We start from the raw sequence: 23669 nt of genomic DNA, 5'->3' as shown, positions 1-23669 counted from the left end.
TCTTCTGCGTCGAATCCGGCGGCCTGGAGCCTGGGGTCGGCTGCGCCGGCCGCGGCGTCCTTACGGCCATCCAGATTCTCCGGGACCTGAAAGCCTTCGAGACCTACGGGGTCGACGTCGCCCTCTACGACGTCCTCGGCCATGTCGTCTGCGGTGGCTTCGGGGAACTGGCCGCGCTTGTGCTGGCCAACCAGAGCCGGATCGTCCCGACCCCGCTGGAGATGGCTGAGCTGGAGGGCCTCTACCGGGGGGCCGTAAGGGTGTGATCGCTGGAATCAAGGGAAGCTTCCCTGTCCACCCTGTCAAGGCACTGCACCCCTGCTTCCGGCCGGCTTGCTCGGAAGGAGCGGCGGCTGATCGACCCGGCCGCCCGGCCGGGCACGGTGGCCACGCTGGCCGCCTCGGCCGCGTTCACCTGCCGGTCGGGGCGCGCTGCAACATCCGCTGCGCCTACTGCGACCGGCGCATCGCGACTGCTATCACGGGCATCGCCCGAAGTTGGGCGTCAATCGCCCGGGTGTCACCGCCCGCGTCATCACCCCCACCGAGGTCCCCGCCTACGTCCAGCGAGCTCTGGCCGTCGCCCACCGTCACTTCCCGGGCCTGATCCTCTGCCTGTCCACCAATGGTCTGCGGCTGGCCGCCGAGGCCGGCCGCCTGGCCGACCTGGCGTGACCACGCTGACGATAACCATCAACGCCGTCGACCCAGCCGTGGCCGCGAGGATCTATCGGCAGACCGACGGTGCCCCTTTCAGCCCGGCTGCCGCGGCCCACCTGATCGAAGCCCAGTTCACCGGGCTGGCGACCACGGCCCAACTCGGCCTGGCCGTCAAGGTCAATACCGTCCTGATCCCCGGGGTCAACGAGGACGAGGTCCCTGCCGTCGCCGCTGAGGCGGCTTCCCGCGGCGCCCTTCTTCAGAACGTCATGCCCCTCATCCCGCTCGCCGCGATGGCCGGCCAGACCCCACCCTCCCCTGCCCTGCTGGCCGCCGTCCGCGCCCGCGCCGCCCGTCACCTCCCGCAGTTCACCGGCTGCCGGCAATGCCGCGCAGACGCGGTCGGGATGGTCTGAGGGCGCCAGGCCGGGAAACCCCCAAGGCGAAAAGCTCCAAAGCCACCTTCCATTCTGGTAGGCGGCTCAATACCTGGGCAGGACTGCCCTGAGCAGGTCCCATCAGCGGCGCCTTCCCTCCTCGGCACCTCCTATGGGGCCGGCCGGAACGAGATGTCCCAGAAGGCCTGCAGGTCCGCGGGTGAGGTGACACCGCCGGAGATACGTAGCTCGGCCGCTTTCCAAAGAGCCGGTGCGCCCAGCCGGACGGCTATCTTCAGGTCCTCGCCGGCTGGTTCGAAGGTCACCGACCGCAACAGCCGGCTGTCCTGGACCTGGCCTATCGCTTCTCCCGGCTTGATGCCGGCTCCGAGGGATACGCACCTTAGGATGAGGGTCAGCACCCCCGATTCCGAATCATAGGCGTTGACCGTCCACGGCACCGACCAGCCGCCGGCCAGGACCGCCCCTTCGGCCGGCCGGAGCTTGAGGGTCAGGCCGTCGTCCGTCCGGCTGACCGTCGTTATCACCTGCGCCCACCCTTCCATCCCGAAGCCGACCTCCTGTTCGACCGGGAGATATGGGTGGCGGACCTCGGTCGTCTTCGTGTCCAGGTGGTAGACGGGCTGGTATGGGAAGGACAGCATCGGTGAGCCGCCTCCGCCCTGAGCGGCGAAGACCAACTCCTCGCCGTCCTGCCGGATGAACCGGGCGTTGTCCGCTTCGCCGATGATCAGGTAGTAGAGCCCGCTGGCACTGTCGTGGACGAAGAAGAGCCGGAAGTCGTCCCTCGGCGGTGGGAGGGCGGTGGCTTCCAACAGCTCTCTGCCCTGCCCCAGGTCGTGCCGGTCAAGCAGCCTGAGGCGGGGATCGAGCGACCGGACGTAGGGCGGGTAGGCGGAGTCCACCATTTGCGAACGCCAATCGACTTCGGGGCCCTTCAACCAGGCGCCACCCCGCCCGCTGACGAGGGGTATGGGGTCGGTCACCTCGCTGGCCGCGCCCCAGACGACGACCCAGCTTTCCGCGTTCTTGACCCGGCTGAAGACGAGCCACCAGCCGCCCTCGGGCAGGTCGCCCCATGGGCCGAGGTCGCCCTCGCAGCGGGCGGCCGCCTTGGCGAGGGCCGTTCTTCGGGTCAACCGAATCAATGGATCCTTGGGCTCAAGGGCTACGACCTTCCCGTCGGAGGTGACGAGTCCGAACTCCGGGTCGGTCTCAGAGGCGCGCCCCGGCGCGCCGGCGGTGGCCCCCGCGGGGGCGTCGCCGACCGGGCGCCGCTCGTAGACGAGCCCTTCGGGGTAATAATCCCGTACATCGTAGGCATAGCCGTCGCGCCCATCGAAGAGGACTCGGGTTGTCGGAGCCCGGCCGGTCAGATCGATCAACACGATGCCGGATGACCCTCCGCCTTCTCCGGGCAGGCCGGTGTCGACGGCGAAGGTGTAGGCATAATAGGCATTGTCGGGGGAGAACAGGCCGCTGGTCAGGGCCGTCTGGGCCGTCTGGGCCGTCTGGGCGGCCGGAACGGCCCCGGTGGCCTCGGCGACCAGCCGCCAGTCCTCGACCGAAAAAATCGCCACCTTGCCCGGACGGGCCGTGCCGGACTCAACGGCGAGGTACAGACCCTTGGGAGACCATAGCAGGGCGCGGGCATCGGCGGGGCATGGCCGGCGCTCGGTCTCGCGCGTCTCCCAGTCTGTCAGGACCAGCTCCTGCCCCTCCTCTGGGTTGCGGCCGGCGGCGTCGATGGCCGCGACGTATCGGCCATCGGGCGAGCAAGCCACTGTCCGCGGATTCCTCAGGGCGGTCACCCGCGTCTCCTTCCACAGGGCGAGGTCGAGACTGTATAGAGCGCCGTCCCGCCAGTAGAGGACCGTGCCGTCGGCGGGGGCGCCCGCCGGTCGCTCGGCCGGCAGAGAGGGTGCGCCCGCTGGCCGCTCGGCCGGCAGGTCGGCCCGCTTGGGGCAACCGACGGCCAGGATGCCCAGGGTGGCAGAAATGGCCAGGATGGCCAGCACGGCAAGGACGGCCGGACCCTTCCACCTGGGGGAAGGCTTAGGCATCGATACCCTCCCGCTCTTTGCCCGCAGCGGGCTTCTGAAAGTTCTGACTCCGAATGACGAGTTTGGTTCCGGCCAACTCTTCAACCTTGGGTGTGATGAGGAGGCGATCAAGGTGGAACGAAGCGACCCGGGGGCTCATCACCATGGGCATGGTTCCAAAGAACGGCGCGAGCAACGGGCGAGGCTGCTTCCGGTAGACGCGGTCCTCGCCGGCCTCCTGCGGTCGGATGCGGAAATCCTCGCCGACCTGGGTTGCGGCTACGGTTTCTTCACCATCCCGGCGGCAAAGAGGCTGCGCCGGGGCCGGGTCGTCGCCCTGGACACTGATCCCGAGGCGCTGGATGAAGCCCGGAAGGGATTCGCCGAGGCCGGCCTGACCAACGTCGAGTTCGTCCTCTCGCGGCCTGACCGGATCCCCCTGGCCGACGGCTCGGTCACGGCGGCGTTGCTGTCCACCGTCCTCCACGAGGTGGGCGACAAGCCGCGGTTCCTGACCGAGGTCAGGCGGATCCTCAGTCGGTCCGGCCGCCTCTCGGTGGTCGAGTTCCACAAGCAGGAGATGCCTTTCGGACCGCCGCTGGGTGATCGCCTGACCGAAGAGCAGACTGCGGACCTGCTCCGCGGGGCGGGATTGGTGGTCGTCGAGACGAGCCGTCTCAGTGATGCCTTCTACCAAGTCATTGCGGAAGTCGGTCCGGTCACCTCGCCAGGAGCGGTCGTCCGCCCCGAGCCGGCCGAGAACGATTGACCCGCCACAACGGACCCAGCCCTCTCTACGTAAAGACGGCGCCCACCCCGGGCGCCGTTCTTGTGTCCATTGTCGGCCTGTCGCTTTGGTCGTCCGGGTCATTCATGCACACCCGCGGAACCACCTTAGTGTTATGTAACCGGGATTACCATACTCCGGCCTTTTTCCCAGGGACCGCAGGCAGCGCCCGCACCGAGGGCCATGCCCCGGATGGCCGCCTTGAAAGGGGGGTGACGGACGAACGTGGCGTCAGCGAGCGCGGCCCCGGCAGGCCCTGACCCTACCCCCCGATCCCAGCCTCCGTGCCCGGATCATGAAAGGTGGTTCTCCACCCCTGCCCACCGATCACTGAAATCGTCTGCATCGACGTGGATAAGGTCTTCGATTCCTGCTCCAACGTCGAGTGTCAGGAGTTCTGACATCTGTGCCCCGGTGACCGTCAACTTCTTGGTCGATACGACGCCCCAAACCATCACGCTCGGCCCGGTCTGCTTCCACAAGGACGTCCTCCTCTTCATGCCCAACCCGACGACCATGTTCGGGAAGATCGAAGTCGATGGTCGGGGCCTTCGGCTACTGCCCGGTCCCGCCGACCTGCCGCGAGCTCGGGACGCTCTGCGAGGGCTTCATCGTCGCCCCGTTCCCCACGGTCTTCCCGCCGGAGATCTTCGAGGTGCCCCCGACGGTCATCTGACCTCAAACCCAAGACTGACTGGACGCAGCGGTCTCACAATCGGGTAGGAGGCGGGTTGGCCCCGAAGACTCTTTGGCCCTGGGCACGCCAGCAGGCGTTGCCCAGGGCCCTGTCTTGGGGTCCCGAGACTCCATACAACCCATCCAAATCAACTCGCGGTTGCCGGCTGTACAAGCGGCCGTAGAAACTGCGGCGGCGCGGGCAACTCGGCCAATCGGCTGGTCAGGCGGCCGATGATGTCGCGGACCGGCAGGATGTCACGGATCTTATCGATGTATTTTCCGGAAAAGATGACGCCGTCATCGAGCCGGCCACGTTGCGCATTGATGAGCGCCTCGCGGATGCAGAACGCTTGCGAACAGACCTTCAAGCAGTTCGAGCAATGCTCGGGAGCGGCCACGCGCCCTTCGGCCAGCTTCTCCGTGAAGGTGTTGCGGATGGCCCGCCCGGGCAGCCCGACCGGGCTTTTGATGAGGATGATGTCCTCTGCTTTAGCGTCAATGTAGGCCTGCTTCAGCTGGTCATCGCCGTTGCCTTCCTCGCTGGCCCCGAAGAGGATGCCCATCTGGACGCCGGTCGCGCCGAGACCGATGGCTTCTCGGATGTCGTCGCCTTCGACGATGCCGCCGGCGGCGATGACCGGAATGGAGACGGCCTCGGCGACTTCCGGGACGATCTTCTTCATCGACTCTTCAGTGCCGAGGTGGCCGCCGGCCTCGAAGCCTTCGACGACCACGGCGGCCGCCCCGAGCTTCTCGGCCGTCCGGGCCAGGCGGGCCGTGGAGACAATGGGCACGATGGGGGTCCCGCTCTCGCGGCCCCAGGTGAACATATCACGCGAGAAGCCGGCGCCCGAAACGACGAGGTCGATCCGCTCAGCGATGGCCGTCTTGACCAGTTCGGCGAAGGCGCTGGCGGCGTACATTACGTTAACCCCGATGATGCCCTTGGTCAACGCCCGCGCCTTGCGGATCTCCTCGGCCAGTTCGCGCGCGGTCATGGCGGTCCCGGCGATGATGCCGACACCACCGGCTTCGGCCACGGCCGCAGCCAGGCGGTGGGTCGACAAGCGAATCGCCATCCCGCCCTGGAAGATGGGCAGCGACGGCTTGAGGCCCGCAATGCGCAGTTCGGGTAGCTTCATCTCGCACGTCCTTTCGACAGCTCACTGGTCTCAGGTGGATATATATTTCAGAATTAGGCGTATCTGGGCACTTTCCTCCAGCTTCGTCGGACTTTCTGAACGAGACAACCCATTATGTAGCTTGCGCCAATCTTATCAGTTTACAGCTTCAGTTCCCTTTTGACCAGCTCAACCAGCTCGCGGGCAACCTTTTTGTCGAGTGAGTAGAAAGTCCACTTGCCCCTGGCCTCTTCGTGGATGAGCCCGCTTTCCTTGAGGATTCGCAGGTGATACGAAATCCGTGATTGACCCAGCCCGAAGATCCCCTGAAACTCGCAGACGCAGAGCCCCTCGGTGGCTTCGTCGGCCGGTGTGACCGAGGAACAGCATCGGTCAAGGGCGCAGCAAGACCGGCCCCTGGCCATCAGCCCGATCATCCTGACCCTGACCGGGTCGGAAAGGGCTTTGCCCAGAAGCGTCAACCGGTCGGCCGGAGCGGCCTCGATATCGGTCATTGCGGCGCCTTCATTAACAATGGTCACAGCCATTCCTCCGCGCCCAGTATACAGCACCTGCCGTGTCAGTTCAACAAATCGTGATTTGGCCCTTGCCATATCAATCCTTTTTGATATATCATGGGGGCAGACGGCCGACCCCGGGGTCGTGGTCGGTCAGAGGAGGTTGGACATGAGTGAGGATTTGAAGGAGCAGGTCAAGGCCAGGTACGCCGAGGCCGCTCGGGCCGCGGCCGAGGCGGCGAAGAACGCCCCGTCGAGTTGTTGCGGGCCAAGCGGCGGCGGTTGCGGTTGCGGCCCGAAGTTCGGTGAAGGGTTGTATGACCCCAAGGACCTCGCGGGGTTGCCCCAGGGCGCGGTGGTGGCCAGCCTGGGGTGTGGCGTGCCGACGGCTCTGGTCGATCTCATCCCGGGCGAGACCGTCCTCGACCTCGGGAGCGGCGGCGGCATCGACGTCCTCCTGGCCGCCAGGAGGGTGGGGCCGACGGGCAAGGTCTACGGTCTCGACATGACCGACGAGATGCTCGCTCTGGCCCGCGAGAACCAACTGAAGGCCGGCGTGACCAACGTCGAGTTCCTGAAAGGCGATATCGAGGCCATCCCCCTGCCGGACAACAGCGTCGACGTGATCGTCAGCAACTGCGTCATCAACCTGTCCACGGACAAGAACCGGGTCTTCCGCGAAGCCTTCCGCGTCCTCAAGCCGGGCGGCCGTTTCGCCGTGTCGGACACGGTCTTCCAGGGAGACCTGGACCTGATTCCCGAGTGGATCCGGCGGTCCGCGGTGGCCTGGTCCCAGTGTGTCAGCGGTTCCCTTGAGGAGCGCGACTACCTGGCCCGCCTGCGGGCGGCGGGCTTCGTTGAGCCTTCGGTGCAGGTGACCCAGGTGTATGCCGGTCGGTTGGCCGGTGAGGCCGGCCAGTCCGCCTGCTGCGGCACCGGCACCATCCTCCCGGCGGGCATCCGCCTGGTCAGCGGGTTCGTCCGGGCCCGCAAGCCAGGGCCGGCAAAACCCCCGGTCAGGGGCGCCAGGCCGGGTGACCTGCCCGCGGTGCGCCGTCTCCTGAAGGAAGCCGGGTTACCCGATGACGGGCTCGAGAACCAGTTCGGCGAGGCCTATGCGGTCGCCGAGGCCGATGGGAAGGTGGTCGGGGTGGCCGGGCTGGAAACATACGGGGATCACGGTCTGCTACGCTCCCTGGTCGTCGACTCGCCCTGGCGTGGCCAGGGCGTCGGTGACGCCCTCACCCGTGACCGCCTGGCCTGGGCCAAGGCCCGCGAACTGAAATCGGTCCACCTGTTGACCACCACGGCCGCGGGCTACTTCCCGAGACTCGGCTTCGAGATGGTCGATCGCCGCGATGTCCCGGTCGAAGTCCAGGGCTCGGTCGAGTTCGTTCACGCCTGTCCCGCCAGCGCCGTGGCCATGAGGCTCGGCGGGGCGGCCTGAGCCGGAACCAAGCTCCAGCGCCCACCGGGGGATTCCGTCCCCCGGTTTTCCTATGCCCAGGAAGGAAAAGCCGGACCCGGCGGGCAACAATAGGACCAGGCCCTCCTGGGGCCATCCCCAGGCCATCCCCAGGCCCGCCCAGGAACCCATTGGCAGGGAGGCTTCACCCGTGTCCCGCATCCTCATTATCGAAGACGATGTCAAGCTGCGCTCGATGATCGAAGAGGGGCTAAGGCGCAACGGCTTCACCCCGCTGGCCACGGACGACTTCGCCCGGGTCAAGGAGGAGGTCGTCCGCAGCTCGCCGGACCTGGTCATCATCGACATCAACCTGCCGCAATACGACGGCTTCTACTGGTGCCGGCAGATCCGCACCGTCTCCAAGGTGCCGGTGGTCTTCCTGTCGGCCCGCACCGGCGACATGGACCAGGTCCTGGCGATGGAGAACGGCGGGTTGGCCGCCGCCATCCAAGCTTCGCTGCCCGACCAGACCGGCATCGGGGTGCTCAATCGGTTCGATGAGTACGGTCGGCTCCGGCAGCAGGGCGCCCTGACCATGTTCATCGGGGTCTTCGTCTGCTCGGTCTTCTTCCTCGCCGCCGGCAGCCTGATCTACTTCAAGCTGTTCACCGAGATCGGCGAGGACCGCCGGCACTACGCGGTCCTGCGGGACATCGGGATCACCCGGCGTGAACTCGGGCAGCTCATCGGCCGGGAGCTCGGGGCCCTGTTCTTCGTGCCGCTCGCCATCGGGGCCGTCCACACGGGCTTCGCCCTGAAGACCCTGTCCAACGTCCTCAGCCGCGACTTCAACGTGACCGCGGCCGGGATCACGGTCTTCGCCGTCTACCTGCTGGCCCAGGCGGTCTACTACACGGCGACGCGGGCCTCCTACGCGCGCGAGGTCCTGCGCGGTCGGGTGGGCTGAGGGTGGGCTTGGCGCGGGCTTAGAGCGGCCTGAGGGCCGGCGGCCGCTGCCAAGGCGGTGCCATGCAAAGAGGTCAGGGTCCACGTCGGACCCTGGCCTCGTTCGGCGTCGCGACGCCTCAGCGAATCACCGCGGTGTAAGTGACCTTGGCGTGGTACGTCCCGAGCAGGGTGGTCCAGGGCATGTCCAGCGTGTAATAATGGGTCACGTCCTGTCCACCGGTCTTTGGCTGTCCGGTCAGGAAGGCCCCGCTGCTCGCGAAGGGGATGGCGTCGGACCCGCTCGGGCTCAGGCCCCACCTCAGCTGACTCAGGGGGAATCCACCGGCCTCATCGAAGCCGGAGGCTTCATACAGCAACTCCCAGGTCTTGTTCGACTTGACCCGGCAACGGACCGCGATCGGGGAGGTGACCGTCGTCCCGAGCTCGACGGCCTCGAAGGAAATGTCCGCCCGTTCCATCTCCAGGGTGATCTTCCCCGGGGATGACGAATCGCCGGAGGAAGACCCTCCATCGCCGCCGTCCTGCTGGCCGGCCTCCGGGGCGCTCGCCGGGGCGGCCGCCACGTCCGCCGTGTCCGTCACGCCCGAGCCGACGGCGGTGCCGGCCTCGGCCAAGAGAAGCAGTCCGAGGATCAGGCACGGGACCGCGATGAGACTGATTCCCCAGTGGCGAAGGGACGGCAATATTCTCCCAACTCCCGGGCGCGACCGCGGACCAATACTGTCGAAACATGTCGAGCCATTCGGGCAATTCTACCCCCGGGCCGGATTTCCCTTCAAAGGGGTCCCGCGCTCCCTCGAGCCACCCTTCCTCGTCGTCCCCGCCATCCCCGTCCTCCCCCTCAGGAGCCGGGTCAGTTCCCTGACCGTCGTCAACCCCTCGAGCCCCTCGATCATCTCGGTGATCTGTCGGCCGCGGGTGGCCGAACCCAGTTGAAGCTCGGCCGCCTCAGCCAGCTTGGCTCCGGCCACCTTGCGCTCGGCCTCCGCCGGCAACGCCTGGAGGATCCTGACCTCGGACTCGACCTGGCCACCGTGGTCCAGGCGGATGACCAGCCGGCACCGGCGGTCCGGGGCGAAGGCCGGCTCAGGGATGACCCGTACCTTGGCGGCCAGGGTGGTCACCTCGGCCCGGAGGGCCCGGCCGTCCTCGAAGGAGCGCAGGTCAACCCGCCCATCAAGCAGAGCCAGGGCCAGGCAATACTGGACGCTGAACTTGACCTCCAACCCGGTCCTGGGCGCGGGGTTGACGGCGATGTCCAGGCACCCCGGATGAACCACACACTCGATGTCGGCGATCTCCTCGAGGCTGCCCAGGAACGGTCGGCTTTCGATGGCCGCCTGGATCGCCCCGTGGGTGGAGAAACACGCCGGAAAGCGCTTCAGGCGGATCGAGTCCAGGGCCCGCCCGCACAGGGTTCCCTCAGCCGAGACCCGCTCTCCCGGGCCCCCCCGGACGGCCCCGCTTTTCAAGCCTTCCCGCACCATCTGCAGGGCCGCCTCATCGACCCGCGGAGCCAGGGCCGCGTAGAACCCATGGTGCCCTTCGATCAGATCGTCCGGGCCCGCCATCCCGAGGCGGGCCAACTCGTAGGCCATCAGGCCGCCCATCGAGGCCCAGCCCACCTGCAGTCCCTTCATCATCGTCCCGAACCCGCCGCGCAGGCCGGAGGCGGTGGTCGCGGCCACGCCCAGGGCACCGAGACAGGCCTCGGCCGGGAGGTGGGCCGTGACGCAGGCCCCGGCCGCCGCCCCGAGCCGGCCGAACGTGGCCGTGTTATGGAAGCCGCGGGTGTAGTGTCCAGGCATCACCGGCAGGCCGAGGGTCAACATGGTCGTGATCCCGGCGGCGGCCCCGGCCAGAAGGTCCTTCCCGCCGGCGTCGATCTCCTCCGCCAGGGCCAGGACCGCCGGGAACACCGGGGCGCTGGGATGCCCCGACCCAAAGGTGGTGACATCGTCGTAGTCGAGGATGTGCCCGGCCATGCCGTTGGCCAGGGCCGCCTTGGCCGCCGGCACCTGGGTCCCCTCTCCCAGCAGGGTGGACCGGCCGGGGGTCGGGTCGGCCAGGACGTGGTCGCGAACGGCCCGGGCGGCCGGCTCGGCGCCACCGGCCAGGGCCACCGCCAGCCAATCGATGAGGCAGGTCTTCACCTTGGCCACGGCCGCGGGCGTGAGATCGCCGTAGTCGAAGACCGACAGGTACTCGGCCAGCTCACGGGTCAGGCCCATGGCCGGCCACCTCGCTTGGCCGGAGGGGCGGCCCCATAGGCGACGGCCACGTCCAGGGCCGCCCGGATCACCAGGGGCGCCCACGAAACCAACTTCTCGTCGGGCGCCCGATGCCGTGGCGCAAGCACCGCCAGGGCGGCCAGGACATCGCCGTTCTGGGCGACGATGGGTGCGGCCACCGCCGACCCGTCGGGGATCCGTTCGCCATGGCTCTTCGCGTAACCGGTCTGACGGACCGTCTTGATCTGCCTCATCAGCGCCTCGGGGTTGGTCACGGTCCGCTCGGTCCAAGGTAGCTGGCTCTGAGCCGAAAGGATCTTCCTGACCTCCTCCTCCGGCATCCATGCCAGCAGGGCCTTGGCCGAGGCGCCACAGTTGAGGGGCAGGGGTGCGTTGACCTCGATGACCCGGCGGATGGGCTGGGTCGACTCGATCTGGTCGATGTACATCCTGGCCTGGTCGAGGAGGATGGAGAGGGCGACCGTCTCGCCGGTCTCGGCGGCCAGCTTGGCCATGGCCGGCCGGGCCGCCGCCCGGAGGTCCAGCAGCCCGGACCCCTTCAGGGCGATGTAGATGAGCCGAGGACCGAGCTGATAACCGGCGTCGGCCACTCGGGCCAGGAGTCCGTTGCTGGTCATCGCCTCAGCCAGCCGGAAGGCGGTCGGCTTGGCCAGGCCGGTGGCCTTGGCCATCCCGGCCAGGGTACCGGTGGGATGTTCGCTGAGGAAACCCAGGATGCTGCAGATCCGCTCCACCGAGCGCATTGAGTGCTGCGCGGATGAGCCGTCCCCGCGGGCCATCGGGACCACCTCACTAACGTTTCTCTATTTTAACTAGTCTAATAGTCAGCATTTTCTCCCTTGACATTGTACTACACCCAAGTATATGTTGTACATAGAGCAAAACGCTATTTCACTGATTGAAATTGACGGGGTGGTGTCCCGGTGGCTGGAGCCCGCGTCTTCAACGTCCAGCGGTTCTCTCTCCAGGACGGCCCGGGCATCCGCACCACGGTCTTCTTCAAGGGGTGTCCCCTCGATTGCCGCTGGTGTCACAACCCGGAGGGCCGGTCGGACCGCCCCGACCTGCTCTTCCACCAAAGCCTCTGCCGGGCCTGCTTCACCTGTAGACTCAACTGTCCCGAGGAGGCCATCCTCGACTCCCCGGACATCCGGGTGAACCGCTCGGCCTGCAGCCTCTGCCTCCGGTGCGCCTCGGCCTGTCCCTATGGAGCCCTGACGGTGGCCGGGACGGATGCCGCCCCGCTGCCGAGTCTCTTCAAGCAGGTCGTGCGGGACACGAGCTTCTACCGCAATTCCGGCGGCGGAGTCACTGCCTCCGGGGGCGAGCCCCTCGTCCAGGCCCAGGCGGTCAGGGAACTGTTCGTTTTTTGCCGTGGGCGGGCCATTGACACCGCCCTGGATACGAGCGGCCACGCGCCGTGGGAACACCTCCAAGAGGTCGAGCCTTTCACCGACCTCTTTTTGTATGACCTGAAGTCGCTCGACCCCGCGGCCCACGAGGAATGGACCGGTGTCGGCAACGACCTGATCCTGGCCAACCTGACCCGGCTCTGCGAAACGCGGGCCCGGGACGTCCGGATCCGGATCCCCCTGATCGCCGGGTTCAACGACGAGGCCGGGCAACTGAGGGAGATGGCTCGGTTCGTCTCGGCCCTCGCTGTCCAGGGGATCGACCTGTTGCCGTACCATTCCTTCGCCCAGGCCAAGTACCGGGCCCTGAACATCGGCTACGCCCTCGACGGCCGGCCCGACTATGACCTGGCGGAGGCTCAGAAGAAGGCCTCGATCATGGCGGAATTGGTGGAAAGCGTCACCGTCGGGGGCTGAACCACGCCGGCATCGAATGGAGGTGAAGGGGTTTGTCCACCAGCTGCAGCTCATGCGCGCAATTCGTCGAGGGCCAGGGGCCCCAGCCGGGTTTATGCGTCAAGGAGCAGACTGACATCAAGGGTGGGCGGTTCTGGACCACCCGGCCGACCGGGGAGAAGAAGGTCGAGTGCCGAGACTTCGTGGCCCGGTCGTCCGAACCAGGCCTGACTCCCGGTTCCAGGACCTGAGAAGCGGAAAGGAGGTTGAACCGGGTTGGCGGTTGCTAAAGAGGACGTCGTCAGCACCGAGTTCTTCGCCCGTAGGAGAACGGGCATCAGCAGTAGGACCAGGAGGCTCAAGGACAGCCTCATCTCCAAGAGCTTCATGGGCGACAAGTTCAAAGAACCCGTCTTCATTGATCCGGAGAAGGCCAGGCTGTATACGGAATCGTGGAAGACCACCGAGGGTCTTCCGACCGTCCTCCGACGGGCCAAGGCCTTCGAACACATCCTCGACCATTGCGCGGTGGTCATCCTCGAGAACGAGCTGATCGTCGGCTATCCGGGCAGCGGCACGGCCGCCCTGCTATACTCCCCCGAACGGCCGAGGAGGATCGTCGAGGAATTGATCGACCATGGTTATGTCCGCGATGAAGACAAGGCCGAAGTGCTGGAGCTGGCCGACTACTGGGCGGGCAAGACCCCCCGGGACATGATGGCCCGCTATTTCAGCACCGAGGAGATGGCCATCCTCAACTCGCGCCGGCTCATCTGGGCCCTGGGGGCGGACTACACCCAGCGGGCCATGCCCGACCACGACTACGTCTTCGCCCACGGCCTGGAAGGGATCATCAACAAACTCCAGATGGCCATGGACCAGGTCCAGGTCGAGATGGTCGCCGTCGAGAACCTGGTCAGGCTGCCCGAGTTGGCCCAAAAGAGGGACTTCTATGAGGCGGCCATCATCAGTTGTCGGGCCGCCATCCGCTGGGCCCGCCGCCACGCCCAACTGGCCAGGTACCTCGCCGGCCGAGAGGCGGACCCCGTCCGTCAACTGGAATTGGAGGGCATCGCCGAGGTCTGCGACCACGTGCCGGCCCGCCCGCCCAAGACCTTCCAGGAGGCCGTTCAGGCTCACTACTTCATCTGGCTGTTGACCCACTTCTATGATCACGAGTGCCACGGCACCTCGGAGCGGATCGATCAGATCCTCTGGCCGGCCTACCGTTCGAGCGTCATCGAGAACCGGGAGATCAATCGGGAGCAGGCCCAGGAGCTGCTTGAGTGCCTCTGGATCAAGATCACCAGCTGCGGCCGGCTCCTACCCTCGGACACCCGCCAGTCGCACCAGGGGACGAATATGGTCAACGCCTACACCATCGGCGGTCAGTTGGCCGATGGTACCGATGCCTGCAATGAGCTGACCGAGGTCATCCTGGACGCCACCTCCAGCATCCGGGTCAACCAGCCGTCCCTGGCCTTCCGCTATCACAGCCACGCGTCGGAGGCGGCCGTTCTGAAGGCCCTCCAGGTCATCCAGACCGGAATGGGCATGCCGTCGTTCAAGAACGATGACGTGGCCATCCCATCCTTGATGGACATGGGCTACACCCTCAAGGAAGCCCGCGATTGGGCCCTGATCGGCTGCATGTCGCCGGGCGTCGTTGGGCGGTGGGGCCGGGTCCGGCGGAACGCCTGGCACATCACGGTCACCAAGAGCCTGGAGGCGGCCCTGAACGACGGGCGGGACATGCTGAACGGCTTGAGACTGGGCCCGGAGACGGGTGACCCGAGTACCTTTGCCAGCTACGAGGATTTGCTGAAGGCCTTCCGCGAACAGGTCAGATACGCCCTCCGGCTCGGGATGAGAATGCACAATATCAGCCTCTGGTTGCAGGCCGAGTACTTCCCACGGCCGTTCCTCTCGGCCCTCTTCGAACGGTCCATCGAGCACGGCCGCGACCTGATGGGGACCGGTGACAAGAGCGTCCCCTGGATCAACATCCTGGGCGGGGCCGTGGACACCGCCGACGCCCTGGCGGCCTTGAAAAAGCTGGTCTTCGAAGAAAAGGTCATCGACCTGCCGAGCCTGGTCGAGATCCTCAGGAACGACTGGGAGGGCCATGAGGACCTGCGCCAGCGCTTCCTCAACGCGCCCAAGTTCGGCAACGATGACGACTACGTTGACACCGTCGCCGCCCGCGATCTCTACGGGTTGGTCATCGAGGAGATGTCCCAACTGAGGGACACCTGGGGGGTCACTCCAAAGTGCCTACCGCAGGCCGTCTCCGGAGTCTGGTCGATGGGCAAGGTCACGGCGGCCCTGCCGAACGGGCGGCACAAGGGTGATCCGCTGGCCGACGGGGGCATCTCCCCAAACATCGGCAGCGACCACAACGGTCCCACCGCCGTCCTGGCCTCGGTGGCCAAGATCGACCACCTCGCCCACAAGGCCATTCTCCTGAACCAAAGGTTCACCCCGTCGGCCTTCGCCGGGGACAAGGGCAAGCGCAACTTCCTGGCCTACATGAAGACGTGGCACGACTACCAGATCGATCACGTCCAGTTCAACATGGTTGATTCGGCCACCCTCCGCAAGGCCCAGCTCGAGCCTGAGAAGCACCGCGACATCATGGTCCGGGTGGCCGGGTACAGCGCCTACTTCGTGGAACTGGACCAGGGCGTGCAGGACCACATCATTGCCCGGACCGGTCAGGAATTGTAGGACCGAATCAGGAACCAGAACCGCGGAACCGACCCGGGGCCGGGCCGAGCCGGCCCGGCTCCGGTGGACGGGAGCTGAGGACGTGCCCGAGGGGAGCATCGCTGATCGGTTCGCGACCCTCATTGCCGGGTTCGACCTGGCCCAGTGCCCGCCCGATACAATCGGGCAGGCCCGCCTGGCCTTGCTCGACACCGTGGGCTGCATGGTCGCGGGTTCCCAGAGCCCCTTGGTGGACAGGCTCTTGGCGGTCCTCGGGCCGACGCACGGTCCTTGCCTGGTTCCCGGCCGCGATGGACACCTCCGCCTTCCGGTCCTCGACGCGGCCCTGGTCAACGGGACCGCCGCCCATATCCTTGAGCTGGATGACGGTTACACTCCGGGGTCGGCCCACCCCGGCTGCGTCGTCGGCCCGACCGCCCTGGCTCTCGGCGAGAGCGAAGGCGCCTCCCTCGGGCGGGTCCTGGAGGCCGTCATCGTGGGTTACGAGGTCATGCTCTCCGTGTCCGGAGCCATCCACCCGGAGTCGCGACGCCGCGGCTTCCACAATACCGCCATCGCCGGAGTCTTCGGCGCGGCCGCGGCCGCCGCCCGCCTCCTCGGCCTCGACCCCCGGGAAGCCTGCCACGCCCTCGGTCTCGCGGGTAGCTTCGCCGGGGGCCTCTTGGCCTTCTGGAATCCGGGGGAACAGGGCGCGACCGATGTCAAGAAACTCCATCCCGGGAAGGCCGCGCGCGACGGCATCTTCTGTGCCCTATCCGCGGCTCAGGGCATCCATGGCCCGGCCAGCGTGTTCGAAGGGAAGGCTGGATTCCTCAGGGCTTTCGCCGACAAGGGGGTGATCCGCGGGAAGCTGTTCGACCTGGCCTCACCAAGGATTATGGACATCTATTTCAAGCCGTGGCCTTGCTGCCGGAGCCTGCATGGGCCGATCGCCCTGGCCCTGCGCCTGGGCCATCGGGTTCGGGACCGGATCGGCGGGGTCGGCTCGATCAGGGTCGACACCTACTCGCTGGCCGCCGATCGGTCGGAAGCTGAGGCCGGAGGCGATGACGCCCAGTTCAGCATCCCGATGACCGTCGCTCTGGCCTTGACCCGAGGCGAGGTAGCCTACCCGGGTCTCGTCGCGGCCCATCAGGATGCGAGACTGACGAATCTGGCCAAGAGGATCGAGGTCCACGAAGATGCCGAGTTCACCAAGGCTTATCCCCGTTCCAGGCCCGCCCGGCTGACGATCTGGATGGAGGATGGCGAAACCCTCTCCGAGTCATTGGCCTATCCGCCGGGGGAACCGCAACAGCCGTTACCGCAGTCTGACCTCCTTCAGAAGTTTCTGGGCAACTGCTTACCGGTGATTGGTGACCAGGCTGCGAACCAGGTCGCCGACTTCTTGACATCCGCCGGCCTCACCCTGCCCATCTCAGGATTGACCCCCACACTGACCGCCACTCATCAACCGTCACCGCCGCAGGGAGATGGCCGGTAGCCAGGAAAGAGGGGTAGAGGAAAAATGAGGAGCATTGTGACGAGGACGCTGATCGCGTTCAGCCTCTTGGCCCTGATGGCTTCGCTCCTTGCCGGTTGCGCCAAGCAGGGAGAGAAGTACCCGACTAAGGCCATTGAGTACGTCTGCCAGGCCAGCGCCGGCGGGTCCAGTGACAAGTTCGTCCGTAGCGTCGTCAAGGCCCTCGAGGACCAGAAACTGATCTCGGTGCCGATCTCCGTCGCCAACAAAGCCGGCGGCGGCGGGGCCATCGCCTTCAACTACGTGAAGGGCAAGGAAGGGGACCCCTACTTCCTCCTCAACACGTCGGGCAACTTCATCGCCGCGAACCTGCGCGACCCGTCCGTGCCGGGGCACAAGGACTTCACTCCGATCTGCCGGTTCGCCTTTGACCTCAACACCGTCATCGTCAGCGCCAACTCACCCTACAAGACCATGGCCGACCTGGTCAACGCGGCCAAGGCCAACCCCGGCAAGATCAACTGGGCCGGTACCTCGGTCGGTTCCCAGGACCACCTGACCGTCCTCACGCTGCAGCGGGTCAGCGGGACCAAGTTCAGCTTCGTCTCCTTCACCGGCAGCAACGAGGTCCTGGCGGCCCTCCTCGGCGGCCACGTCCAGGTGGGCTGCGCCGAACCGTGGGTCGCCAAGGCCCAGGCCGACGCGGGCAAGGTCCGGATCCTCGGCCTGGGCGCCGAGGCCCGGCTGAAGGGGTTGCCCGACGTGCCCACCCTCAAGGAACAGGGCTATGACGTCGTCGTTTACATGCAGCGCGGCGTCGTGGCCGCCGGGAAGATCCCCGAATCGGCCCGCAAGTACCTCGTCAACGCCTTCACCAAGCTCGGCAACAGCCAGGCCTGGAAGGACTTCCTGGCCAACGAAGGGCTGATGGAAGGGTTCTTGGCCGGCGACGACTACGCCAAGTTCCTGGCCGAAGAGACGGCCAAGTGGCAGGGCCTTCTGAAGGAAGCCGGCGTCATCAAGTAGAGGCCGGTCATCAGGCGTCGGGCGGCCGCCCGCGGCCGCCCGGCGACCCGGACCCGGCGCGGGGAGGAAGGACCCATGACCGACCGCTCGGAACTCGGTCTCCGTGCCGCCGTGCCGCTCGTTATGGCCGTTTTCAGCCTCCTGCTCCTGGCGGCATCGATGTCCATCGGCAACCCTCTGGACCAACCCCTCGGCCCCGGGCTGGTCCCGGAGATCCTCAGCCTGTGCATCCTCGCCGGTGCGGCCTGGGAGGCGTGGGTCTCCCTGCGCCGATTGCGCCGGTCGGGGCGGGCCTCCAGCTGCTCCGCCCCGCCGACCACCGTTCCCCCGGCCTCTCTGGTTCCAGGCAACCTCTTCCGGGGGGAACGCCGGTGGCTGGCGGCCGCCCTTCTGCTCTTGCTCGGGGTGGAGGTCTGGCACCTGGCCGGCTACTTCGTCGGCATGCTCATTTGCGTCGCCATGCTCTTCTGGATGGACCGCCAAACCAGGCCGGTCCCGGCTGTGCTCTTCTCGGTCGGTCTGGTCGGGTTGATGTGGTTCCTTTTTGACCAACTCCTCCACGTCTCGCTAAGTTAATCGTGGCGACCAATCCGTCAGAGGGGTGAATCGACATGGACCCGATTCTGCACGGCCTGGCCGCCGCGTTCAATCCCACCTGCCTGCTGTGGGCGGCCATCGGCGCGGTCCTGGGAACGGTCGTCGGGATCCTGCCCGGGCTGGGACCGGCGGCGACCGTCGCCCTCCTGCTGCCTATCACCCTTTACCTCTCCCCTACCCTCAGCTTGGTCCTCCTGGCCGGCATCTACTACGGGGCGCAGTACGGCGGGTCGACGACCTCGATCCTGTTGAACATCCCGGGCGAGTCGGCCTCGGTGGTCACCTGCCTGGACGGCTACCCGCTGGCCCTCCAGGGCAAGGCCGGCCAGGCCCTGGCCATGGCGGCCATCGGCTCGTTCATCGCCGGGACCATCGGGCTCGTCCTCTTCACCCTGGCGGCCAGGCCGCTGGCTGAAGCCGGCCTGGCCTTCGGTCCCCCGGAGCAGTTCATGCTGATGGTCGGCTCCCTCCTCGTCGCCGGCACCTTCGGGGAGTCGGTGGTCCGCGGGGTTATCGCCGCCTTACTGGGACTGTTGCTCTCCTTCGTCGGGGCCGACCCCATCTCCGGGATTAACCGTTTCGTCTTCGGGATTCCCTACCTCTACGACGGGTTCGACTTCGTCCCCGTGGCCGTCGGCCTCTTCGCCATTGGCGAGGTCTTCTCGTACCTGTGGAAGAGGGAAGGCTTGGAGACCCACAGGATTCCACCGGTCGGTCTGCGGGACCTGATTCCGAAGATGAACGAGCTGATCACCAGCTTCTGGGCGATGATCCGGGGCTCGGTGGTCGGTTTCGTCACCGGGGTCCTCCCGGGGATGGGCGCCGTGCCCGCCTCGTTCATCTCTTACAGCCTGGAGAGGCGGGTCTCCAAGCACCCGGAACGCTTCGGGAAAGGGGCCATCGAGGGGGTGGCCGCACCGGAGTCGGCCAACAATGGCGCCGTCATCGGGGCCCTGCTGCCCATGTTCTCGCTGGGCATCCCCGGCTCCGCCACGACGGCCATGCTCTTGGCCGGACTGATGATGTGGGGCCTGCAGCCCGGCCCCCTGCTGATGTCCCAGCACCCGGAGGTGGTCTGGCCGGTCATCGGCAGCCTCTATCTGGCCAACCTCGTCCTCCTGGCGATCAACCTGCCGGGGGCGGTCTTCCTGGCCCAGATCGCCAGGATCCACCCACGCTGGCTGATGCCGATCATCCTCGGCCTTTCGCTGACGGGCGCCTTCGCCGCCACCGGCAACATCTTCGGGCCCTTCGTCGCCGTCGTCTTCGGGGCCATCGGATTGGTCTTCAGGCGGGCCGACTATCCGTTGGCACCCCTCCTGCTGGGGCTGGTCCTCGGGGGGGCGATCGAGCAGAACCTCCGCCGGTCGCTGGTGATCTCGCAGGGTAACCCGGCGATCTTCTTCACCCGTCCGATCTGCATCGCCATCATCTTCATGACGCTGGTTCTGCTGGTGGCCGGGAACCGCCTGTACCGAGCCGGCCCCAGGGAATCCAAGGATGTGAGACAGGATGAGCCACAAAGCCCTTCCTCTGGCCCAGCTGACTCTCACTCCGTCTCAATCTAAGAGGCTCATCGCCGAGGCCGTCCTGCGCTTGGAGCCGGTCTCCCGGGCCCTGCGGCACGGCCTCGTCGCCCTGCATCCCAGCACCAGCACCGCCCCGATCATCGAGGGGATGATCGGGCGGGTTCCGAATGGTGTCAGGGCTCTCGGCATGGTCCGGCCGAAGGGGTTATGCATCAGCCTGGAACGCCAACAGGAGGCCCGCCGCGGGGACGCTCTCGGGCGGCCGGCGGGGGGTTTTCCGTACACCTGGCTCCTGCGTGACGGCCGGCTGCAGGTCCCGACTCTCCTGGCCGACATCCTCCGATTGATGGGGCCGGGGGATGTCTATATCAAGGGCTGCAACGCCCTGGACCGCGACGGGCTGGCCGGGGTCCTCTTCGCCAGCCCCGGCGCGGGGACCATCGGCGCGGTCATGGCCGCCCAGCGCAGAAGAGGCTTCACCATCGTCCTGCCGGTCGGACTGGAAAAAGCGATCCCCGGAACGATCGCCCAGGCTTCGAAGGCGACGATTCCGGGACGGGTGAAGTACTCAACCGGCCAACGTTGCGGGGTCATCCCGGTCCCCGGCCGGGTCATCAGCGAGGCGGAGGCCTTCAAGATTCTGTTCGGGGTTGGTTGCCGGCCGATCGCCGCCGGGGGCGTGGGCGGCGGCGAGGGCAGCGTCGTCCTGGTCCTCGAGGGGCGGGAGCCCGACGTGGTCAGGGCTTTCGAGCATGTCCTGGAACTCAAGAAAGAGGCTCCCCCCGACATCCCCGAAGCGACCTGCGCGGGGTGCCCCATCGACAGGTGCCTGATGCCCCGGGGCTGTTCGGCCTGAGAAGGCAGCCCAACGTCGCGCGTAACCAACGAGGTCAGGGTCCGGCATGGACCCTGACCTCGTTCGTTTTCCTTTTCCTTGACGGCCGGTCGGTTCCCTCTCACCCGCGCCTGGCCGCGGCCGCCAGGCAAGCAACGGTGGCGATTCCCGCCAGGGCCAACAAATGGATGGCCGGGGTGGCCCCATAAAAGGGCAGCTGATACTCGAAGGTGAGGAAGCCGAGCCGGCTGACGAAGGCGGCCCTCGCCGCCAGGAGCCAGGCCGCTCCGCCAAGGGTGAGGAACATCGCCACCAGGCCCAAGCGCCAGGGCCGGTGGGCGACCATGCCCCGGAGGCGTCTTGTCAGCCAGCGGGCATAGACCGTCAGGGCAAGGATCCAGGCGGCGGCCGCCCCGGCCACGGCGGCCATCAGGAGAAGGCTCGGGCCGCCCGAGACCACCTCCGGCCCCGGGCTTAGGAAGATCACGACCTGGCTCAGGGCCAGGGCTATAGCATAGAACCCGATGAAGGCGAGGGCCGGGTGGACTCGGCTGATCCTCCAACCGAGCCGCGGTCTCGCGGCTCGCCTGGCCAAAGGTCCGGTTACGTGATTGGGCTCCATCCTCGTCTGGGCGATCGGCTCGGTCTCCACTAGGCTTGGCGCTCCGTCTTGGTCCGACATGTGATCCGTTGTCTCAGCTTTCGACATCCCTTGGGATTTTGACGCGGCGACCCAAGACCCTGCCCGCCCCCGGGCCAATCGAACAAAAAGACGACCAGGCGACCGTCCTCAGATGAACGGCACCTGCCCGATACCCAGGGTGACGATGACCCACTCGTAGGTGAGGGTGATCGCGAACAGGATGGCCGAGGCGACAATCATCTGCTTGAAGCCGAGGCCGCCGACGGCCCGCAGGTAGATGAAGTAGAGGAGGACCTTCCAGAGCAAGACCGCCAGGAGCGCGGCGAACCAGAGGAACTGCGGGAATCCGGGGAAGCTCCCGGCGGGAAAGATGAGGTGGCCGAGAATGATGATGGCGAAGGCGGTGATCGTCGCCGGATAGGTCAGGGCCCAGGCCGAGAGGTGTTTGACCGGGTCCCCCTCGCCGCGGACGAGCCGGCAGACCAGGCTGATGACCAGGGCCGCGCCGACGTAGGTGATGACGACGAGGGCCACCGGTCCGGCGATGACCTCGAACCAGTTTCGGCCGAACCCGCCCTTGACGTGGCTGAGGACCGCGAACGCCACCAGCAGCGGCGAGGAGATGGCGCCGATGATCCAGGCGGCCACCGGCCAGCGCCGTCCCTCGGCCACCGTCTTCATGCTCTCATAGGGGTCCTCGAGGATGTCTCTGACTGAAGGTTTCATCTCACCAGCCTCCGACCAGGAATTGTAGGAATCTCGGAAAGGCCGGGCCCAGCGCGGCCCGGAGGATGACGGCCAAGGCCGCGGCGGCTCCCGCCAGATACGGAAAGAAATGCCCCTTGAGGTGGTTCCGGGCGAAGCGATAGACCGGGACCAGGCCGTAGGGGGCCATTTCGCGCTCGGTCTCGGCCGCCCGGAGCTCGTCGGCGACGGTGGTCATGGCCCCCTCGATCCACGCCAGGACCGCCGTCGAGGGCTCTGGTACTGGTTCGGCCAAGGTGGACAGAATAGACTCGACGTCGGTCCGGCCGTCGGCCTTCTTGCCGGTCATCGCCATTCACCCCCCCAGACTCTCTGGAAACCTTCGGCAAAGGCCGCCCTGGCCCGGCCGAGCCTTGACTCGACGGCCTTCGTCGTCGTCCCGACTTCGGCCGCCAGTTCAGCCATGGTCTGGCCGCGTTCGTACTTGCCGAGGAGCAGTTGCCGGTAGTCGATGGGCAGTCCGCCCAAGGCGAGGTCGATGGCCTCGCGAAGGGCCAGCCGGTCGCCTGGGTCGTCCTCCCCCGCTCCCCCCTCCACCGTCGGCGGTTGACGCCCCGTTCGCCGGTAGAAGTCGGCCACTTTGTGCCGGGCGATCCCGCAGAGCCAGGTCAGGAGGCACGACTGCCCGGCGTAGGTCGCCGCCGACCGCATGGCGGCCAGGAAGGTATCCTGGAGGACCTCCTCGGCATCCTCCCGGCGCAGGCTCACCCGGGCCAAGATGAAGCGGAAGACCGGCCCGCTGTAGCCATCGAGGAGATCGGCGGCGGCCCACGACGATCCCCGGCTGACCCGCTTCATGAGGTTTCTTTCGACGCCGCCGGCCGTCCCGGCCTGGTCGCCCGTCAACCTGCCGCCCTCCAGACTGGTCCCAACCCCGGCTTTACCAACCGCGCGCCCGGCGGGCCCGGCACCGGCTTGGCGGGGGCCCATCCGGCGCCAATCATTTGGATGCCGCCGGGGTGCCCTTTGTTCCCGCCGCCCGAGCGTCGGGTCTTCATGGCCTTCACTTCATTAGTCGTCGGCGCCGGCGGGAATCCCTCGCGCCGGGCGAAGAAACTCAACCGGGTGCCGGGCGAAGGAAGCTTGGCCCACGACGGGGGCACTTAGTAAAAGATATGTCACACGCCATTGTCCCCAAAACGGCCGCGAATTGCTTGACGCTTTGAACCGCCGGCCGTAATCTGGGATTAGTTCGAAGGAAGGATGGCCACCAATGACGGAATCGCTCCCACAAATCGCCTTCGATCGAAACCTGGTCATCGTCGGTCTGGAGGCCGGCACGGCCGATGAGTCCATCAGGGCCTTGGGCCGCCGGTTCGTGGCCGAAGGCCACGTCAGAGAGGGCTACATCGACGCGGTCATCAAGCGGGAACATGAGTTCGCCACCGGCCTGCCGACGGCGATCCCCGTCGCCCTGCCCCACGCCGAAGCCAGCAACGTCCTG

Annotated in this window: 26 protein-coding genes and 1 pseudogene; 16 read left to right on the top strand and 11 right to left on the bottom strand. The window is 66.9% G+C overall.

Translation table 11 applies throughout. The features are described 5' to 3' along the window. The 3 genes and pseudogenes from VGL40_03050 to VGL40_03040 all read left to right on the top strand — a co-directional run bounded on the left by VGL40_03050 (nt 1) and on the right by VGL40_03040 (nt 1076). Nucleotides 1-161: pseudogene (locus VGL40_03050) on the top strand (nitrogenase iron protein). A gap of 337 nt (nt 162-498) precedes the next feature. After that, nucleotides 499-675 (top strand): hypothetical protein, encoded by a 177-nt coding sequence (locus tag VGL40_03045; protein ID HEY3314246.1) that lies wholly within the window; start codon nt 499-501, stop codon nt 673-675. Then, complete coding sequence (locus VGL40_03040) at nt 672-1076, top strand: hypothetical protein (protein HEY3314245.1); 405 nt, start codon at nt 672-674, stop codon at nt 1074-1076. Before VGL40_03045 ends, VGL40_03040 begins: the two co-directional genes overlap by 4 nt. A 131-nt stretch (nt 1077-1207) precedes the next feature. On the opposite strand, the gene VGL40_03035 is transcribed toward VGL40_03040, so the two are convergent. After that, nucleotides 1208-3121 carry a hypothetical protein gene (locus VGL40_03035; GenBank protein HEY3314244.1) on the bottom strand — a complete coding sequence of 638 codons (1914 nt, stop codon included), beginning with the start codon at nt 3119-3121 and terminating at the stop codon, nt 1208-1210. A 112-nt stretch (nt 3122-3233) separates the two neighbouring features. Between VGL40_03035 and VGL40_03030 the strand changes: the two genes are divergently transcribed. Then, nucleotides 3234-3869, top strand: a complete 636-nt coding sequence (locus VGL40_03030; protein HEY3314243.1) for a methyltransferase domain-containing protein — start codon at nt 3234-3236, stop codon at nt 3867-3869. A gap of 311 nt (nt 3870-4180) precedes the next feature. Here the strand turns inward: VGL40_03030 and VGL40_03025 are convergent, their stop codons facing one another. Beyond that, nucleotides 4181-4369: a hypothetical protein gene (locus VGL40_03025; protein ID HEY3314242.1), complete on the bottom strand. Its 189-nt coding sequence runs from the start codon at nt 4367-4369 to the stop codon at nt 4181-4183. Nucleotides 4370-4425: 56 nt separating this feature from the next. On the opposite strand from VGL40_03025, the gene VGL40_03020 reads away from it, so the two are divergent. Then, on the top strand, nt 4426-4563 hold the full coding sequence (locus VGL40_03020) for a hypothetical protein (protein ID HEY3314241.1): 138 nt from the start codon (nt 4426-4428) through the stop codon (nt 4561-4563). Nucleotides 4564-4711: 148 nt separating this feature from the next. On the opposite strand, the gene VGL40_03015 is transcribed toward VGL40_03020, so the two are convergent. Further along, entirely contained in the window at nt 4712-5707 is a 996-nt protein-coding gene (locus VGL40_03015) for a nitronate monooxygenase (protein ID HEY3314240.1), read from the bottom strand. Nucleotides 5708-5847: 140 nt separating this feature from the next. Then, nucleotides 5848-6201 (bottom strand): metalloregulator ArsR/SmtB family transcription factor, encoded by a 354-nt coding sequence (locus tag VGL40_03010; GenBank protein HEY3314239.1) that lies wholly within the window; start codon nt 6199-6201, stop codon nt 5848-5850. A gap of 172 nt (nt 6202-6373) precedes the next feature. On the opposite strand from VGL40_03010, the gene arsN2 reads away from it, so the two are divergent. After that, nucleotides 6374-7651: an arsenic resistance N-acetyltransferase ArsN2 gene (gene arsN2, locus VGL40_03005; GenBank protein HEY3314238.1), complete on the top strand. Its 1278-nt coding sequence runs from the start codon at nt 6374-6376 to the stop codon at nt 7649-7651. A gap of 169 nt (nt 7652-7820) precedes the next feature. Then, nucleotides 7821-8579 (top strand): response regulator, encoded by a 759-nt coding sequence (locus VGL40_03000; protein HEY3314237.1) that lies wholly within the window; start codon nt 7821-7823, stop codon nt 8577-8579. Nucleotides 8580-8697: 118 nt separating this feature from the next. On the opposite strand, the gene VGL40_02995 is transcribed toward VGL40_03000, so the two are convergent. From VGL40_02995 to VGL40_02985, 3 genes are all read right to left on the bottom strand, one after another. Next, a complete protein-coding gene (locus VGL40_02995) occupies nt 8698-9264 on the bottom strand; it encodes a hypothetical protein (GenBank protein HEY3314236.1) in 567 nt (188 codons plus the stop codon). Nucleotides 9265-9333: 69 nt separating this feature from the next. Continuing rightward, a complete protein-coding gene (locus tag VGL40_02990; protein ID HEY3314235.1) occupies nt 9334-10812 on the bottom strand; it encodes an MmgE/PrpD family protein in 1479 nt (492 codons plus the stop codon). Continuing rightward, on the bottom strand, nt 10803-11612 hold the full coding sequence (locus VGL40_02985) for an IclR family transcriptional regulator (GenBank protein HEY3314234.1): 810 nt from the start codon (nt 11610-11612) through the stop codon (nt 10803-10805). Before VGL40_02985 ends, VGL40_02990 begins: the two co-directional genes overlap by 10 nt. Nucleotides 11613-11756: 144 nt before the next feature. Between VGL40_02985 and VGL40_02980 the strand changes: the two genes are divergently transcribed. The 8 genes from VGL40_02980 to VGL40_02945 all read left to right on the top strand — a co-directional run bounded on the left by VGL40_02980 (nt 11757) and on the right by VGL40_02945 (nt 20838). Continuing rightward, nucleotides 11757-12662, top strand: a complete 906-nt coding sequence (locus tag VGL40_02980) for a glycyl-radical enzyme activating protein (GenBank protein HEY3314233.1) — start codon at nt 11757-11759, stop codon at nt 12660-12662. 32 nt (nt 12663-12694) lie between these two features. Further along, nucleotides 12695-12892, top strand: coding sequence for a benzylsuccinate synthase gamma subunit family protein (locus VGL40_02975; GenBank protein HEY3314232.1), 198 nt, complete (start codon nt 12695-12697; stop codon nt 12890-12892). A gap of 25 nt (nt 12893-12917) precedes the next feature. Beyond that, nucleotides 12918-15368 (top strand): pyruvate formate lyase family protein, encoded by a 2451-nt coding sequence (locus VGL40_02970; GenBank protein HEY3314231.1) that lies wholly within the window; start codon nt 12918-12920, stop codon nt 15366-15368. An 82-nt stretch (nt 15369-15450) separates the two neighbouring features. Next, nucleotides 15451-16851: an MmgE/PrpD family protein gene (locus tag VGL40_02965; GenBank protein ID HEY3314230.1), complete on the top strand. Its 1401-nt coding sequence runs from the start codon at nt 15451-15453 to the stop codon at nt 16849-16851. A 24-nt stretch (nt 16852-16875) separates the two neighbouring features. Further along, nucleotides 16876-17856: a tripartite tricarboxylate transporter substrate binding protein gene (locus VGL40_02960; protein HEY3314229.1), complete on the top strand. Its 981-nt coding sequence runs from the start codon at nt 16876-16878 to the stop codon at nt 17854-17856. Nucleotides 17857-17931: 75 nt separating this feature from the next. Then, a complete protein-coding gene (locus tag VGL40_02955; protein HEY3314228.1) occupies nt 17932-18432 on the top strand; it encodes a tripartite tricarboxylate transporter TctB family protein in 501 nt (166 codons plus the stop codon). A 35-nt stretch (nt 18433-18467) separates the two neighbouring features. Next, complete coding sequence (locus tag VGL40_02950; protein ID HEY3314227.1) at nt 18468-20021, top strand: tripartite tricarboxylate transporter permease; 1554 nt, start codon at nt 18468-18470, stop codon at nt 20019-20021. Next, nucleotides 19966-20838: a hypothetical protein gene (locus VGL40_02945; GenBank protein HEY3314226.1), complete on the top strand. Its 873-nt coding sequence runs from the start codon at nt 19966-19968 to the stop codon at nt 20836-20838. The genes VGL40_02950 and VGL40_02945 overlap by 56 nt, the downstream gene beginning before the upstream one ends. Nucleotides 20839-20938: 100 nt before the next feature. Here VGL40_02945 and VGL40_02940 read toward each other — a convergent pair whose 3' ends face one another. The 4 genes from VGL40_02940 to VGL40_02925 form a co-directional block, all read right to left on the bottom strand. After that, complete coding sequence (locus VGL40_02940) at nt 20939-21469, bottom strand: hypothetical protein (GenBank protein HEY3314225.1); 531 nt, start codon at nt 21467-21469, stop codon at nt 20939-20941. Between the two features lie 138 nt (nt 21470-21607). Beyond that, entirely contained in the window at nt 21608-22186 is a 579-nt protein-coding gene (locus tag VGL40_02935; GenBank protein ID HEY3314224.1) for a hypothetical protein, read from the bottom strand. A 1-nt stretch (nt 22187) separates the two neighbouring features. Continuing rightward, nucleotides 22188-22514 (bottom strand): hypothetical protein, encoded by a 327-nt coding sequence (locus VGL40_02930; protein ID HEY3314223.1) that lies wholly within the window; start codon nt 22512-22514, stop codon nt 22188-22190. Then, nucleotides 22511-23071, bottom strand: a complete 561-nt coding sequence (locus tag VGL40_02925; protein HEY3314222.1) for an RNA polymerase sigma factor — start codon at nt 23069-23071, stop codon at nt 22511-22513. The genes VGL40_02930 and VGL40_02925 overlap by 4 nt, the downstream gene beginning before the upstream one ends. 367 nt (nt 23072-23438) lie before the next feature. On the opposite strand from VGL40_02925, the gene VGL40_02920 reads away from it, so the two are divergent. Next, nucleotides 23439-23669 (top strand): PTS sugar transporter subunit IIA (locus tag VGL40_02920; protein HEY3314221.1); only part of this gene is annotated, 231 nt, incomplete at its 3' end.

It is taken from the genome of Bacillota bacterium (assembly GCA_036504675.1).
GTDB lineage: Bacteria > Bacillota > Sulfobacillia > JAJYWN01 > JAJZPE01 > DASXUT01.
This window is presented reverse-complemented; position numbering and strand designations above follow the sequence as displayed.

What these genes read in the sequence shown, in the direction of transcription:
- VGL40_03010 (HEY3314239.1), bottom strand. Translation starts at nt 6,201, where the DNA reads ATGACCGATATCGAGGCCGCTCCGGCCGACCGGTTGACGCTTCTGGGC.
- arsN2 (HEY3314238.1), top strand. Translation starts at nt 6,374, where the DNA reads ATGAGTGAGGATTTGAAGGAGCAGGTCAAGGCCAGGTACGCCGAGGCC.
- VGL40_02960 (HEY3314229.1), top strand. Translation starts at nt 16,876, where the DNA reads ATGAGGAGCATTGTGACGAGGACGCTGATCGCGTTCAGCCTCTTGGCC.
- VGL40_03015 (HEY3314240.1), bottom strand. Translation starts at nt 5,707, where the DNA reads ATGAAGCTACCCGAACTGCGCATTGCGGGCCTCAAGCCGTCGCTGCCC.
- VGL40_02930 (HEY3314223.1), bottom strand. Translation starts at nt 22,514, where the DNA reads ATGACCGGCAAGAAGGCCGACGGCCGGACCGACGTCGAGTCTATTCTG.
- VGL40_02945 (HEY3314226.1), top strand. Translation starts at nt 19,966, where the DNA reads ATGAGCCACAAAGCCCTTCCTCTGGCCCAGCTGACTCTCACTCCGTCT.
- VGL40_03035 (HEY3314244.1), bottom strand. Translation starts at nt 3,121, where the DNA reads ATGCCTAAGCCTTCCCCCAGGTGGAAGGGTCCGGCCGTCCTTGCCGTG.
- VGL40_02950 (HEY3314227.1), top strand. Translation starts at nt 18,468, where the DNA reads ATGGACCCGATTCTGCACGGCCTGGCCGCCGCGTTCAATCCCACCTGC.
- VGL40_02990 (HEY3314235.1), bottom strand. Translation starts at nt 10,812, where the DNA reads ATGGGCCTGACCCGTGAGCTGGCCGAGTACCTGTCGGTCTTCGACTAC.
- VGL40_02955 (HEY3314228.1), top strand. Translation starts at nt 17,932, where the DNA reads ATGACCGACCGCTCGGAACTCGGTCTCCGTGCCGCCGTGCCGCTCGTT.
- VGL40_02935 (HEY3314224.1), bottom strand. Translation starts at nt 22,186, where the DNA reads ATGAAACCTTCAGTCAGAGACATCCTCGAGGACCCCTATGAGAGCATG.
- VGL40_02985 (HEY3314234.1), bottom strand. Translation starts at nt 11,612, where the DNA reads ATGGCCCGCGGGGACGGCTCATCCGCGCAGCACTCAATGCGCTCGGTG.
- VGL40_03020 (HEY3314241.1), top strand. Translation starts at nt 4,426, where the DNA reads ATGGTCGGGGCCTTCGGCTACTGCCCGGTCCCGCCGACCTGCCGCGAG.